This is a genomic window from Chamaesiphon sp. VAR_69_metabat_338 (assembly GCF_031423935.1).
In the GTDB taxonomy this organism is placed as follows: Bacteria; Cyanobacteriota; Cyanobacteriia; order Cyanobacteriales; family Chamaesiphonaceae; genus Chamaesiphon.
Window position 1 is genome coordinate 1 of the sequence record NZ_JANPGM010000244.1, and the last position, 11,970, is coordinate 11,970.

The 11,970-nt window shown below is 47.2% G+C and carries 16 protein-coding genes and 1 tRNA gene; 11 read left to right on the forward strand and 6 right to left on the reverse strand.

Features of this window, described 5'->3' with window-relative positions; translation table 11 throughout:
• The 3 genes from pds to RMO84_RS07185 all read right to left on the reverse strand — a co-directional run.
• On the reverse strand, window positions 1–974 hold a 974-nt coding region (gene pds / locus RMO84_RS07175), incomplete at its 3' end, for a 15-cis-phytoene desaturase (RefSeq protein ID WP_310487783.1).
• Window positions 975–1,290: 316 nt separating this feature from the next.
• Window positions 1,291–1,362, reverse strand: a tRNA-Lys gene (locus RMO84_RS07180).
• Between the two features lie 67 nt (window positions 1,363–1,429).
• Window positions 1,430–2,425 (reverse strand): aldose epimerase, encoded by a 996-nt coding sequence (locus tag RMO84_RS07185; RefSeq protein ID WP_310487784.1) that lies wholly within the window; start codon window positions 2,423–2,425, stop codon window positions 1,430–1,432.
• Window positions 2,426–2,810: 385 nt separating this feature from the next.
• On the opposite strand from RMO84_RS07185, the gene RMO84_RS07190 reads away from it, so the two are divergent.
• The 5 genes from RMO84_RS07190 (at window position 2,811) to RMO84_RS07210 (ending at window position 6,372) form a co-directional block, all read left to right on the forward strand.
• Window positions 2,811–3,113 (forward strand): DUF6679 family protein, encoded by a 303-nt coding sequence (locus RMO84_RS07190; RefSeq protein WP_310487785.1) that lies wholly within the window; start codon window positions 2,811–2,813, stop codon window positions 3,111–3,113.
• A 248-nt stretch (window positions 3,114–3,361) separates the two neighbouring features.
• A complete protein-coding gene (locus RMO84_RS07195; RefSeq protein WP_310487786.1) occupies window positions 3,362–4,693 on the forward strand; it encodes a hypothetical protein in 1,332 nt (443 codons plus the stop codon).
• Window positions 4,694–4,833: 140 nt separating this feature from the next.
• Window positions 4,834–5,115: a GlsB/YeaQ/YmgE family stress response membrane protein gene (locus RMO84_RS07200; protein ID WP_310487787.1), complete on the forward strand. Its 282-nt coding sequence runs from the start codon at window positions 4,834–4,836 to the stop codon at window positions 5,113–5,115.
• 347 nt (window positions 5,116–5,462) lie between these two features.
• Window positions 5,463–5,831, forward strand: a complete 369-nt coding sequence (locus RMO84_RS07205; RefSeq protein WP_310487788.1) for a hypothetical protein — start codon at window positions 5,463–5,465, stop codon at window positions 5,829–5,831.
• A gap of 175 nt (window positions 5,832–6,006) precedes the next feature.
• Window positions 6,007–6,372, forward strand: coding sequence for a hypothetical protein (locus RMO84_RS07210; protein ID WP_310487789.1), 366 nt, complete (start codon window positions 6,007–6,009; stop codon window positions 6,370–6,372).
• Window positions 6,373–6,586: 214 nt separating this feature from the next.
• Here RMO84_RS07210 and RMO84_RS07215 read toward each other — a convergent pair whose 3' ends face one another.
• Entirely contained in the window at window positions 6,587–7,366 is a 780-nt protein-coding gene (locus RMO84_RS07215; protein WP_310487790.1) for a sigma-70 family RNA polymerase sigma factor, read from the reverse strand.
• Window positions 7,367–7,614: 248 nt separating this feature from the next.
• Here RMO84_RS07215 and RMO84_RS07220 point away from each other — a divergent pair, with 248 nt between their 5' ends.
• From RMO84_RS07220 to rplA, 5 genes are all read left to right on the forward strand, one after another.
• Complete coding sequence (locus RMO84_RS07220) at window positions 7,615–7,794, forward strand: hypothetical protein (protein WP_310487791.1); 180 nt, start codon at window positions 7,615–7,617, stop codon at window positions 7,792–7,794.
• Between the two features lie 86 nt (window positions 7,795–7,880).
• A complete protein-coding gene (gene secE, locus RMO84_RS07225) occupies window positions 7,881–8,120 on the forward strand; it encodes a preprotein translocase subunit SecE (RefSeq protein ID WP_310487792.1) in 240 nt (79 codons plus the stop codon).
• Window positions 8,117–8,746, forward strand: coding sequence for a transcription termination/antitermination protein NusG (gene nusG / locus RMO84_RS07230; protein WP_310487793.1), 630 nt, complete (start codon window positions 8,117–8,119; stop codon window positions 8,744–8,746). Before secE ends, nusG begins: the two co-directional genes overlap by 4 nt.
• Before the next feature lie 13 nt (window positions 8,747–8,759).
• Window positions 8,760–9,185 carry a 50S ribosomal protein L11 gene (gene rplK / locus RMO84_RS07235; protein WP_310487794.1) on the forward strand — a complete coding sequence of 142 codons (426 nt, stop codon included), beginning with the start codon at window positions 8,760–8,762 and terminating at the stop codon, window positions 9,183–9,185.
• Between the two features lie 60 nt (window positions 9,186–9,245).
• Window positions 9,246–9,953, forward strand: coding sequence for a 50S ribosomal protein L1 (gene rplA, locus RMO84_RS07240; RefSeq protein ID WP_310487795.1), 708 nt, complete (start codon window positions 9,246–9,248; stop codon window positions 9,951–9,953).
• An 83-nt stretch (window positions 9,954–10,036) separates the two neighbouring features.
• Here rplA and RMO84_RS07245 read toward each other — a convergent pair whose 3' ends face one another.
• The gene (locus RMO84_RS07245) at window positions 10,037–10,357 is read right to left on the reverse strand and encodes a hypothetical protein (protein WP_310487796.1); all 321 of its coding nucleotides are present in this window, start codon (window positions 10,355–10,357) and stop codon (window positions 10,037–10,039) included.
• 97 nt (window positions 10,358–10,454) lie between these two features.
• On the opposite strand from RMO84_RS07245, the gene RMO84_RS07250 reads away from it, so the two are divergent.
• Window positions 10,455–10,841: a VOC family protein gene (locus RMO84_RS07250; protein WP_310487797.1), complete on the forward strand. Its 387-nt coding sequence runs from the start codon at window positions 10,455–10,457 to the stop codon at window positions 10,839–10,841.
• 34 nt (window positions 10,842–10,875) lie between these two features.
• On the opposite strand, the gene RMO84_RS07255 is transcribed toward RMO84_RS07250, so the two are convergent.
• Window positions 10,876–11,607, reverse strand: coding sequence for a hypothetical protein (locus RMO84_RS07255; protein ID WP_310487798.1), 732 nt, complete (start codon window positions 11,605–11,607; stop codon window positions 10,876–10,878).
• Window positions 11,608–11,970 lie beyond the last annotated feature (363 nt).

The following is an 11,970-nucleotide window of genomic DNA, read 5'->3' on the forward strand; positions in this document are numbered from 1 at the left end:
GATCGTGAGAATAACAAATGATCGATATCGGTTAACTTGCGATCGAACCACAGATGCAAGTTAATTACCGGCACGCCTTCTAATTCCTGCATCTTCTCAAAAAACTCGATTTCCCGCCAGGGTTCCGGCATCAAAGTTTTAATGACATCGACCGGCATCGCCGATACATAGGCATCGGCCACCACGATTTCATCCGCCGCGCCATTTAGCCCTCGCATCACAAAATGCTGGACGGTGCCATCCTCATTCAGCACGATTTGTTTGAGCGGTCGCTCCATCCGAATTTCGCCGCCACGGGCTTGAAAATGCTCGACGATAGGCTGACACAACCGTTCGGTCGGCGAACCATCTAGAAAGGCGATTTTGGAGCCGTAGCGTTCTTTGAGGAACTTGTTAATCGCAGTCAACGGAATCGTGGCCGAGACATCTTCAGGATTGATAAAAGTTAGGGCTTTGGATGCAGCGATGAAGATATCCGAATTGACGCGATCGTCGATACCTTGCAGCCGCAGCCACTCCAACAAACTATACTTATCCATGTCTTCGACATATTTCCGTCCGCGTAAGACGGCTGGCCACAAGCCGAGCGCGAACTTAATTTTTTGCTCCCAGGTGAGCATGTCATTATTTCTGAGGATCGAAATAATCACGTTAAACGGTGCTGGTAGATCGGGCACGCTGAAATATGAGTACTTACCTGGTTTCTCTGGTTGATTGAAGATCAGCGCATGTTCTTTCCATTGCAGATGGTCTTCGATTCCTAGCTCACCCATTAATTGGAGCATATTTGGATAAGCTCCAAAGAAGGCATGGAGTCCGGTTTCATACCAGTCACCATCCTCATCTTGCCAAGCCGCAACTAAACCGCCTAATACATCCCGACTTTCAAACAAAATTGGAGTATGTCCGGCATCTGATAAATATTTAGCACAAGCTAGTCCGGCTAAACCTGCTCCTGCAATGGCTACACGCATCTATTTGTAATACCCCTATACGATCGATGTGCTAATAAATTCTGCTTTCTGTTTAATTATATTTGCATTTCTCTATAGAAGGAAATTTGTGATGAGAAAAAATTAAGGGTACTCGATTTGCTGCCCTTGTTTGTGAGTTGGTTTTGGCGGCTAATTAAGCCATCAAGCCGCATTGCAGCTACTCGATCGAACTGGTAGTTCGCAAATATCTCGTCGCTGTCGATCGCTACCAACTTCGGTGTGGAAGATCGGATCTGGAGCGAAAAAAAAGAACGGCAATTGCCGTTCTTGGAATAGTAGAACTAATTAAAAATGATGGGACGCCCGAGGGTCGAACTCGGGGCCAATCGGTTAAAAGCCGAATGCTCTACCACTGAGCTAGCGTCCCGCTGGTTCTAAATCTATTAGACCTTTAACAGGATAGCATAGCTGCTGGGATTTAAGCAACTAGGAATTTAGGCAAATTTGGCAGCAAAGGCGATCTGGGTGCTCAATGTTTCTCCTGGAGCCACATGCAACAGATCGACACCTGTATTGAGGCTGTTGCGGGGCGCAGTCCACGGTTCGAGACAGTAAAAATCTTTGCCTCGGACAGTCCAAAACACCACAGTTCGATACTGAGGGCTAGTGGTCATCGAGATCGTTAGTTGTTGCTGGGCATCGGTAGCAGTGGCAATTTTGCTACTGACATTGGTAAAGGCGGCATCGATTTCCGCTTGACTAAAATCAAATTTACCAGCGAAGGGATGAATTTCGCCAGTTTGTTTTTCTTGATAGCTGTCGGCGGCAATCTGAAATGTCAGTTGCTCTTTGTCCAAAGCCAGGAAGTAAGGATGCAGGCCCGAACTAAACGGCATTGGGGTCGCCGATTTATTCGTGTAATTTTGCTCGATGACCAATTGGCCACCACGCAGGCGATAGGTAAAGCTGACACTAAAATCAAATGGATAGACTTGGCGGGTTGCCTCGGTGCTCTCCAATGTCACCGTCAAACTCGCCTCTGTGGTAGTGGATTGGTGGGTAACTTGCCACGGCATGTCCCGCGCGAAACCATGTTGCTTGAGCGCGTACTGCTTGCCGTCGTTGGCGGAGCCTCCCCCCTGGGGAATCGTGTAGGCATTATCGGGCAAATTACCGCAAATCGGAAACAGAATCGGGAAGCCCCCGCGCACGCTCAGACTGGGGTCGTTAAACCGATCGGCATCTAAGTACATTAACTCGCGATCGCTCACCTTCCAGCTAGTCGCAATCCCACCGCGATCGGGATAAATCGTCAGCGCGCTCTGGCTATCGGTATCGGTTAAAATATATACAGGCTCGGTTTGAGGTTGTTTGACGATCGTAAACATATATTTAGGAATGATAAGAGGAACGAAATTAACAATGAATGAATGCCCAGAGCAGCAGGATCGCTCGATCCGCTCGATGCTCATGCCCAGAGGCTCCGCCAACGGTATCAGCCAACCGGCCTAGCAAAACGGGTTTACCACCCCCGAACTTGGTTAGCAAAGAGACAAGCAAACGGGTATTATAGTTATATAGGCTACACGATCGTTGTTCCCAAAATAGCGAGCTTTGTAATTCACAGCCCCTGTAGTCAGGCGACCTATCATCAGTAGCAATGACAGATTCGACTTTTGGATCGGATACCTATCGCCTTATCGAAGGTTATCCCTATTGGCACAGCTTCTTTTGTTTGGATGGTCACACTAAGTTCCTCAACTAAACCGATCGTTTGTAGTTAGTTTTGGGAAAGCTAATCTAGGATCGCTATCGTTTAGGGTTGCTAGATTTCCACTTCCACCGCCAGATTTTTTTGTTTAGGAGAGTTCTAACATGTTACATCGCAAGATCTATCAAATGTGTGAAGATGGTCGGGAAGTGTGTATTTTCCTACGGGATCAGCAACGGTGGATCGAACGTGCCCGCATTACCGACATTGAAGGCGATCTAGTTACAATTCGCTATGAGACGGATGAAGAAGATGAAGTCTCCGCTTGGGAAGAAATGGTTCGTCTAGAAAGTATTGCTTCGATCAGTCAAAAACTAGCCTCTGTCTATCGTGGCAATGCCGAGCCGCTCGTCTCTGATGAATGTCATGAGCTAGAACAAATCCGTCCGGTCACACCGGAAGAATAACCTCATCGCCCACTGTTTTCAGTCATCTGGGAACTAGATGAGGCTGAACCGTACAATCGAATACTACGACTACAGCCGTTTGGTACCGCAGGCTGGGCAACATCATAAGGGGCATTCTTACAATATTTATTTGTAGGGGTGCCCCTTAGCGGTAACACCCCATCGATAGGCTCTGACTGAGAGTAATTTCCCAGCAGATCGCGGCAAGCTGGCTACTCATTGAAAATCTCAACTCGATCGCTAAAATTATGTTCGATCCTTTGTTTGCTCGTGCTGGCGTCTTGTGGTCGGCAATTATCGACTCGATTCATTCATCACAAAGCAGCATGGCAACTAGCTTAGACAGCTTTAGTGCCAGACAATTGCTGCGCAGCCCACAACTCGATTCCAGCCAACGCAAACTCTTCATTCATCGCTTTGCGATCGAAGGAGAAGTCGATGGGAAAACGCCCCTGGAGATATTTTTAGCCACTCAGCCAGATCTGACTTTAGTCGATCGGCAACTGATTAGTAGTTGGCGGCGGAGTTTCGTCGCCCTAGCGGAGATCGTCCAGATCTTCCCGAATGGGTTAGAAGTGATGAACTGGCTGACCGCCAAGCATTACCGGATTCAGTTTACCGACGAGTCCTCCCAGGCGGCGATGGATAGACTCAAAGTTGGGGAAATTATTATCGCCCAACTCAGTCCGATTCGCGATATCGATTGGGCGATCTTAGCTCCGTGGGTGGCGTTAGGGCGATTGGGACGACCCAAATTAGCCGTCGCTGTCAATGCGTTCCGCCAGAACTACCCGCATTACCTCTATAGCGATGCCCCGGCGTCCTTAGTCGCTGCCTGGGAGTCTGTGGCAGTGTATCACGATCGGTTTGTGGAATTTTTTGGCAGCGATGAAGTCACCCTCTCGGGTACCCAGCTCCAAACGCGGATTGGGGAATTTCAGACTTGGCTGGTAGCCAAACAACTAGACAGTGCTGGCGTCGATCGATCGAAATCCCTGGCCGATTTAGCCACTGAAGCTGGCATGGCAGCCGAAGATTTGTCCGTACTAGATGCCACACAGGAGCGTACCGACTCCAATGCCTCCGGTCAAAAACAGTCCCTCGAACAGATGGTGACGCCCCCAGTCGAACTGCCCGCACACCTGAAAAAGGCAACTGCCGTCACTGCCCTGAGCCATCCTTACTGGGGGCAGATGTTTTTAGCCGATTATCCCCAGCTCGTAACGCTGCTAACACCTGTAGCTATTGAATATACTAGTAACGATCTCAATTTTATCCGCAAATGTATTGCCGATCCGGTGATGAACGCCTTTGTTTGGAGACGATTGGCGGCGCAGTTTCCTCAGCAATTACAGACAGCGATCGGGTCGATTTTCGAGCTGCCTAACTTTAATCTGTCAACCGACCTCGATGCGATATTAATTAAATTTAATAAATATTTAGAGCCGGATCTGCCCGATCTCGCCAGCGTGCCGATCCACCTGCACGAGCTGTTGCAAGCCGCCGTCCGCGATGTCAGCAAAGATAAGGTTAAGTCTAAATCGCTTCCCAAAAAGGGCGGATTTGGCACTAAAAGTTAAGAATTTGTTAACCGCCGTAGTTCCCCGAAGTCGATCGGTTAAAATAAGAGAAACCGGCCTTCAAAACAGCGATAATTTTTACTTAAAATCGGTAAAATTAAAGCTTCAAACTACACCTTAGAGATGGAGAAATTAAGACTATGGGAAGTATTATTGGTTGGGCAGTACTCGGTCTAGTTGCTGGTGCGCTAGCTAAACTGATTTATCCAGGGACTCAGGGCGGCGGCATGATTGCCACGATGGTTCTCGGTATCATCGGTGCATTTATCGGCGGGAGTTTATACACTTTGATTACGACCGGAAAGTTTGCGTTAGCTTCATCAGGAGCTGTGACTGGAGCCTTAATTCCTTCACTGGTATTTGCAGTGTTGGGATCGATGGTCGCGATCTTCCTGTGGGGCTTGGTTACTAGAAATGCTTAGGCGATCGCTAGTAATTTGTAGCAGGTTGGGTCGGGCGGCATCGCACTAAAAAGGTGTTTCTCACACATACAGCTCCCGCTCGGTTGAGACGATCTCGAGATCGAGATTGCCTAAAGTTATAGAGAATGCAGCTACCTTAAGACCGAGATATTCTCACATTTGAATTCGCCAGCATCTAGCATCTACTATTTTGAGAGTATCCTCCTCATCCTATCCTGGCAACAGGATAGGATGGGTTTGTGTATGGTGCGGACAACCGCAAACAGTCACGGGATATTCCTGATAAAATAATAGAAGATGGCAAGATCGACAACGATGCGGCTTCAAGTTCTATGGAGCTACCCTGAGTGAATAACAACAGTCCTAATGTATTTCAAGTAAACATCCCTCAGTTTCAATCCTGGCTGACAATTGTGGCAATTTGCCTCTTGTTGGGTAGTCTAGGATTAGGGTGGATTGTCAAATCAGCACTGATCGTTATAGGATTGCTGATTTTGACGCCGGTAGTCGGATTTCTGGGCTTCTTTTGGTGGTTGCGCCGCAGTATCGTTCAGGCACAATGTCCGGTGTGCAGTTATCCACTGCAAGGCATTAATGGGAGCGAAATCCAGTGTAGCAACTGCGGCGAAGTACTTAAAATCGATCGCGGTCAACTCCTGCGCGATACCCCACCAGATACGATCGATGTCGTCGCAGTTGAAGTGATGAAAGATTAAAACATCGCGGTAACGACGATGACAATCCTCCTCCCGCTCGATAATTTGGTTTCTAAACGTACAGAACCGCTCGTCGGCGATGAGCTAAAAAGATAAAATCGCAGTCTCTCGTTAAGCTAGCAAAAGTCTGAAGGCATCACAACTACTATCTACCCCTACTCTCTACTCACTCAATATGACTTCCCCACAGCCCCAAGATTGGCAAAGCCGCTTGCGAGATTTGAAGATCGAGATCGATCGGGCGACAAAAAATTCTGGATCTGATTCGCTCAACCAGATCGACGTCGATGCTCCCGATTTTGGCATCAATGCGCTGCGACAAGGTTATCAGCAGTTTGTCACTTGGTTCGATCGCATTCCGTCCAGTGGCAAGCTATTGGCGGTCGTGGGTGGTGGCTTATTGAGCTTGAGCTTGATTAAGACCGTTTTTCAACTGATTACGTCGTTGATTACGCTATCCGTATTTGGGGTCGGACTCTATCTGGTGTATCGGTTCTGGATTTTACCTAAAGGTGAGGATTCATCTAAGATCGATCGGTAGTTGCCAACCTCGGTAATAAATACTCACAGCTTGCATCAGTTTAAATAGACTATTACTTAGTGTAGATCCAGGATACCCGGGGCACCCTCAGATCTCTGCTTTTACTAAAAAAAGTGAGGAGATATCCTCACTTGCGGTTAATGGTTCCTGAATTGTAAGCGCGTCCGGATCGATGAGCGACCCCGTGGAGTGTTTGGGGTGCTCATCGATCGAACTAGGACATTACAGCCTCTTCTGGGTGTAAGAGCGTGGACAATTGTTTGACACCGCGTTGGAGGTGGCGAGTGACAGTCATGGGGCTAACACCAATGCGCTTGGCTGCTTCTTTGCGGGGCAAGCCTTTGATATAGACATATTCGATCGCTTGCTTGGTCTTGGATTCGAGTTCGGAAATCGCACCTTCGAGTTGTTGGCGTTCCTCTTCGAGATATTGACGTTGTTGTTCGCGGGTATCGGGCAAGCTATCGCCAAGGGTAACGGGGCAATCGAGCATTTGACCGACAGTAGCATCGAGACTGAGAGCTTGACGATTGTGCTCTGCGGCTTGAGTTTCGCGCCATTCATTCACGGATACATTCAAGACTGCGGCGATTTCTTCATCTCGAACTTTGCGACCTAACTTAGCAGTGAGTTGTTGGCGGACTTTCTCACCTTCTTTTTGGAGTTCTTGCCAGCGGCGGGGAATTTTGAGGACGCTGCTCTTGTCGCGGAGGAAGTGTAAGACTTCGCCTCGAATGTAGGGAACGGCGAAAGAGCTAAAAGCGCAGCCTTGGTGGGGATTGAAGCGTTCGATGGCGCGAATCAAACCTAAGTAACCAATTTGTTCTAAATCTTGATAGGGTTCTGCACATTGACGACCGATCCGGTGGGCGATTTGTCTGACTAAACCAGCATTCAATAAGACTAATTGATTGCGAACTCTGATGCTGGGTTGTTCATAGTATTTAATCAACAAAGAGATCGATTCAGAATGAGCAGAAGCTGGAGTAGCCATCGTTTTAGCAACCTTTGATAAAGATAGATGCTGTGTAATCTATGGTATTTGCGATCTAGACGATCGAAATGGGCATAATCACAACAGGTGGGTCAGACAGAAGAAGCTGGAGCCGTGAGAGAAACAAAGTAAGTTGGGGTTTGGATGCCGCGAACTTGTTTTCTCCATGCGTACATTGTTCTCTACTCGACCCAGTTCCCAACAGCGTCGATCCACGGAAATACTGTTGGGAGCTTTTTTTTAAGTGCGTGGATTTACGTACAGACAGGCACTACACTAGCTGTACGGCAACACTTGTTTCCAATTTGACTGGTCTTAATGTTCTCGGTAATTGCGATCGAGATCGCACGCAAACTGGCAAAATCGCCCTAGAGTCGATCGACATTCCACTATTTTCTGGCGACTGGCGAGGGTCGATCGAGACCTAATTTAGCCGAGCAAGCGGTAAAAATTTCAGGTAAACTAGTGATCTGTTAACCTCATATCCTCCAATTATCAAGAGGAGCTAGAGACTATGGTTAAAAAAACCGAATCGCCCCCAACTGAGCCAGTCATCGCCGAACCACAATCTGGTTTTAATCCGGTTCAACTCGTCCGCGATAGTCAAGCCGAACTCACCAAAGTTATTTGGCCCAGCCGTCAACAACTGATCAGTGAATCCCTAGCCGTCATTGCGATGGTGTCCTTGTCTGCGACCACGATTTATCTGGTCAATAACTTGTTTAGTTGGGTTGCTGCTAAGGTGTTTGTATGACTTCTACCTCAGACGAATTAGATGACGACTTTCAGGAACGGGATGCTGGAAGTAAGGTCAAAGAACCAGCTCGCTGGTATGCCGTCCAAGTGGCATCCGGCTGTGAAAATCGCGTCAAAATTGACTTAACCCAACGGATTCATTCGTTTGGGATGAGCGAGCGGATTTACCAAATCGAGATCCCCCAAACTCCCACCATCCGACTCAAAAAAGATGGTACTAAGACCCCCGCTGAGGAAAAAGTTTTCCCTGGCTATGTGCTTGTGAGTATGTCGATGGATGATGATGCTTGGCAGGTAGTCAAAAATACCCCCAACGTCATCAACTTCGTCGGCTCCGAGCAAAAACGCGGCTACGGACGCGGACGCGGACACGTCAAACCTTTGCCGCTATCGCGGGGTGAAGCAGATCGAATCTTCAAACAAGCTCTCGAACAAGAGCCAGTCGTGAAGACAGATCTGACCGAAGGCGATAAAATAATGGTGATGTCGGGTCCCTTTAAGGACTTTGCAGGCGAGGTCGTTGAAGTAAGCCCCGAACGGAGTAAACTAAAAGCCTTGCTCTCTATCTTCGGGAGAGATACCCCCGTAGAACTCGAATTTAACCAAGTCCAAAGACAGGGCTAATCATACACATCTAATGGCAAAGAAAGTAGTCGCGATCGTCAAGCTAGCCCTCAACGCTGGTAAAGCTAACCCCGCACCGCCAGTCGGCCCCGCATTGGGTCAACACGGTGTGAATATCATGGCATTTTGTAAAGAATACAATGCCAAAACTGCCGAGCAAACTGGTACGGTCATCCCCGTGGAAATTTCGATCTTTGAAGATCGCAGTTTTACCTTCGTCCTGAAGACCCCGCCGGCTTCGGTACTGATCAAAAAAGCCGCTAAAATCGAAACTGGTTCCAACGAACCCAATAAGAAAAAAGTCGGTCAAATCACTTCCGCTCAACTGCAAGAAATCGCGCAAACCAAATTGCCCGATCTCAATGCCAATGACATCGACGCAGCGATGAAAATTGTGGCTGGGACTGCCCGCAACATGGGTGTCGCGATCGTTGACTAGTATTTTATCCACCATATTTGGGGGAGAGGTCGAACCTCGTTATTTACCCCAGGAGCAATCATGACCAAAAAGTATTCGCGTCGTTATCAAGAATTAGCCAAAAAGATCGAGACTCGTGCCTACGAACCCCTCGAAGCGATGAAGTTGATCAATGAGACAGCAACCGCTAAATTTGCTGAATCTGCCGAAGTTCACGTTCGTCTCGGTATCGATCCTAAGTATAGCGATCAACAATTACGGACGACCGTAGCTTTACCCAAAGGTACCGGCCAAACCATCCGCGTTGCAGTCATCGCCCGTGGTGAAAAAGTAGCTGAAGCTACCGCCGCTGGTGCCGATCTCGCTGGTTCGGAAGAATTAATCGCCGAAATTCAAGGCGGGATGATGGATTTCGATCTGTTGATCGCCACTCCCGATATGATGCCCCAAATCGCCCGTCTGGGTCGCGTCCTCGGCCCGCGCGGTTTGATGCCTTCGCCCAAAGCTGGTACGGTAGCTACCGACCTCGGTGCGGCGATCGCGGAATTCAAAGCAGGTAAACTAGAATATCGTGCCGACAAGTCCGGGATCGTGCATATTCTCTTCGGTAAGGCCGCATTCGCCCCTGAAGACCTCTTAACCAACCTCAAGGCATTCCAAGAGAGTATCGATCGCAACCGTCCTTCTGGAGCCAAGGGACGCTTCTGGCGGAGTATGTATGTCTCGGCCACCATGGGGCCTTCGATCGAAATCGACATCAGTGGTCTCCGCGACATGAAAACTGAATAATTAGTCGATCGATTATGCACAGAAAGAGGGATAAGTTTAAAACTTATCCCTCTTTTTCATTGGGTTCGATCGAGTCAATATGCTTATCTACCTGGGTTCTCGTCATTTAATCTGGTAATGTATGACAGAATCAAATCGATTTTCCCTGTTAAATCAGCTTCTAACCGATCTAGCCTGGTATTCATTGCCACAGAGTCAGATCTGATTTCACTCTCAAGCCGATCGAATCTCTGGTTGACGATACCTTCGAGTGCGTCGATCTCGTCGTATACCCGATCGAAAGATTCATTTAGGCTCCGAGCTGGCATTTGGCTTGTCTCCAAGCGTTCTACCCGCCAGCTCAAATCCCGAAAGCGGCGGTTTATCTCTCTTTGAGAGTCATTTGGTTCGTTAGCTTGCGTCATATCATTAGGGATAAGTTTTAGGCTTGGGGATACTTACAGTTTAATCGATCGAGAAGTGGCACTAAAGTCTATACATATTCAGCCAAGAGGAATTAACTTGAAAGTCAATAAAATTCATCATGTTGCGATTATTTGCTCTGACTATATCAAGTCGAAAAGATTTTATGTCGATATTCTCAAGTTTTCTATAATTAGTGAGACTTATAGAGCCGAAAGAGATTCATACAAGCTAGACTTGCAGGTGTCCGATCGAGATACGATCGAATTATTTTCATTTCCCTCACCACCACCAAGACCGAGTCAGCCAGAAGCTTGTGGACTGCGACATCTGGCTTTTGAAGTCGATAATATTGAGGAAAGTGTTGAATACTTGATTTCCTGTGGTATTGAAGTTGAGCCAGTCAGAATTGACTCGCTCACAGGTAAGAAATTTACCTTCTTCAAAGATCCAGATAATTTACCGCTGGAAATATATGAAATTTAGTTTGTAGGATAAATCCCGTATCGATCGATATTAATTACGACAAGGAACCTACTGAATCGAGATCTGGTGCGTAAGGGATTTCAAATTGTGCTAACCGATCGATATCGATCGATGTTGGGACTGAGATTGTAGACTGATTAGGACTGAGAAATCGGTCTGAAATCAGTTCGGAATAAGTGGCTAGATCGGTTTGCCAATTATCGATAACTCGACTGGCTACGGCTATATCGGCACCTGTTTCGGGAGTACCTAAGTGATAATTAAAGTTACCACTAAATAAAACTACTGGTACCATTTCTCGATCGGCAACTTGCATTCCAGCAGCGGCAACTTCTAGACTTAACTGTCGATCTGGCAATGTATAAACTAGATTAAGCGAGGCTTGCACTGGTGCGACACCATAATTTTGCCAGCTACCAGCAGCTAGTAATTGATGATTGATATATTCAGTAGCAGCAACTGAATTTACCTGAGGACTATAGCTACGAATATTAATGCTAATTGCTAAGTACTTAGCTAGCTTGAAGATCTCTAGATATTTCTGGGCGACAGCAGCAACTGTCGAGGACGCAATCTCTCGTTCGCCAATAGTTTCACCAAACATAATCCGATTGGGTTCGGCGATGATACTAACACCATTGGTAAACAGCAATTGGGAGACTCGATCGTTATTGACTGGCTGTTTGGCTAACTGCCAATCGGTAGGGATAACGCCACTAAGTTTGAGAAATTCGATGGTGACGAGGTTGGGGTTGGGTTGTTGCATTGCAATTGCAATTCCGAACTCTTGTAAGATTAAACTCATCCACCCACCCTAAATCATTATAGTTTGCAGCCCGATTGTAATGCCTCGATCGATACATAGCCTTCGGTGCAACAACTGAATGAAGTTTGATGTGCAAGCAAGATTTGCGTATTTGCACTGAGCCGTGCTTTCTTATTCACATATATCTGCTTAGATATCTAACTCAAAATATTGCCAATCGATCGCCTAATTTTCAATCATTAGGAGATCGATCGAATCACTCATTTATTAAGAAACTGCAATCTGATTGAAGTTGAGAAATTGACTGTATGACAGATCGAGGAATCCATCATTGGAGGAATCCAACATAGTACCTTGGCTATC

What these genes read in the sequence shown, in the direction of transcription:
- nusG (WP_310487793.1), top strand. Translation starts at nt 8,117, where the DNA reads ATGACTTCTACCTCAGACGAATTAGATGACGACTTTCAGGAACGGGAT.
- RMO84_RS07215 (WP_310487790.1), bottom strand. Translation starts at nt 7,366, where the DNA reads ATGGCTACTCCAGCTTCTGCTCATTCTGAATCGATCTCTTTGTTGATT.
- RMO84_RS07210 (WP_310487789.1), top strand. Translation starts at nt 6,007, where the DNA reads ATGACTTCCCCACAGCCCCAAGATTGGCAAAGCCGCTTGCGAGATTTG.
- rplA (WP_310487795.1), top strand. Translation starts at nt 9,246, where the DNA reads ATGACCAAAAAGTATTCGCGTCGTTATCAAGAATTAGCCAAAAAGATC.
- RMO84_RS07255 (WP_310487798.1), bottom strand. Translation starts at nt 11,607, where the DNA reads ATGCAACAACCCAACCCCAACCTCGTCACCATCGAATTTCTCAAACTT.
- RMO84_RS07190 (WP_310487785.1), top strand. Translation starts at nt 2,811, where the DNA reads ATGTTACATCGCAAGATCTATCAAATGTGTGAAGATGGTCGGGAAGTG.
- RMO84_RS07200 (WP_310487787.1), top strand. Translation starts at nt 4,834, where the DNA reads ATGGGAAGTATTATTGGTTGGGCAGTACTCGGTCTAGTTGCTGGTGCG.
- secE (WP_310487792.1), top strand. Translation starts at nt 7,881, where the DNA reads ATGGTTAAAAAAACCGAATCGCCCCCAACTGAGCCAGTCATCGCCGAA.
- rplK (WP_310487794.1), top strand. Translation starts at nt 8,760, where the DNA reads ATGGCAAAGAAAGTAGTCGCGATCGTCAAGCTAGCCCTCAACGCTGGT.
- RMO84_RS07195 (WP_310487786.1), top strand. Translation starts at nt 3,362, where the DNA reads ATGTTCGATCCTTTGTTTGCTCGTGCTGGCGTCTTGTGGTCGGCAATT.
- RMO84_RS07245 (WP_310487796.1), bottom strand. Translation starts at nt 10,357, where the DNA reads ATGACGCAAGCTAACGAACCAAATGACTCTCAAAGAGAGATAAACCGC.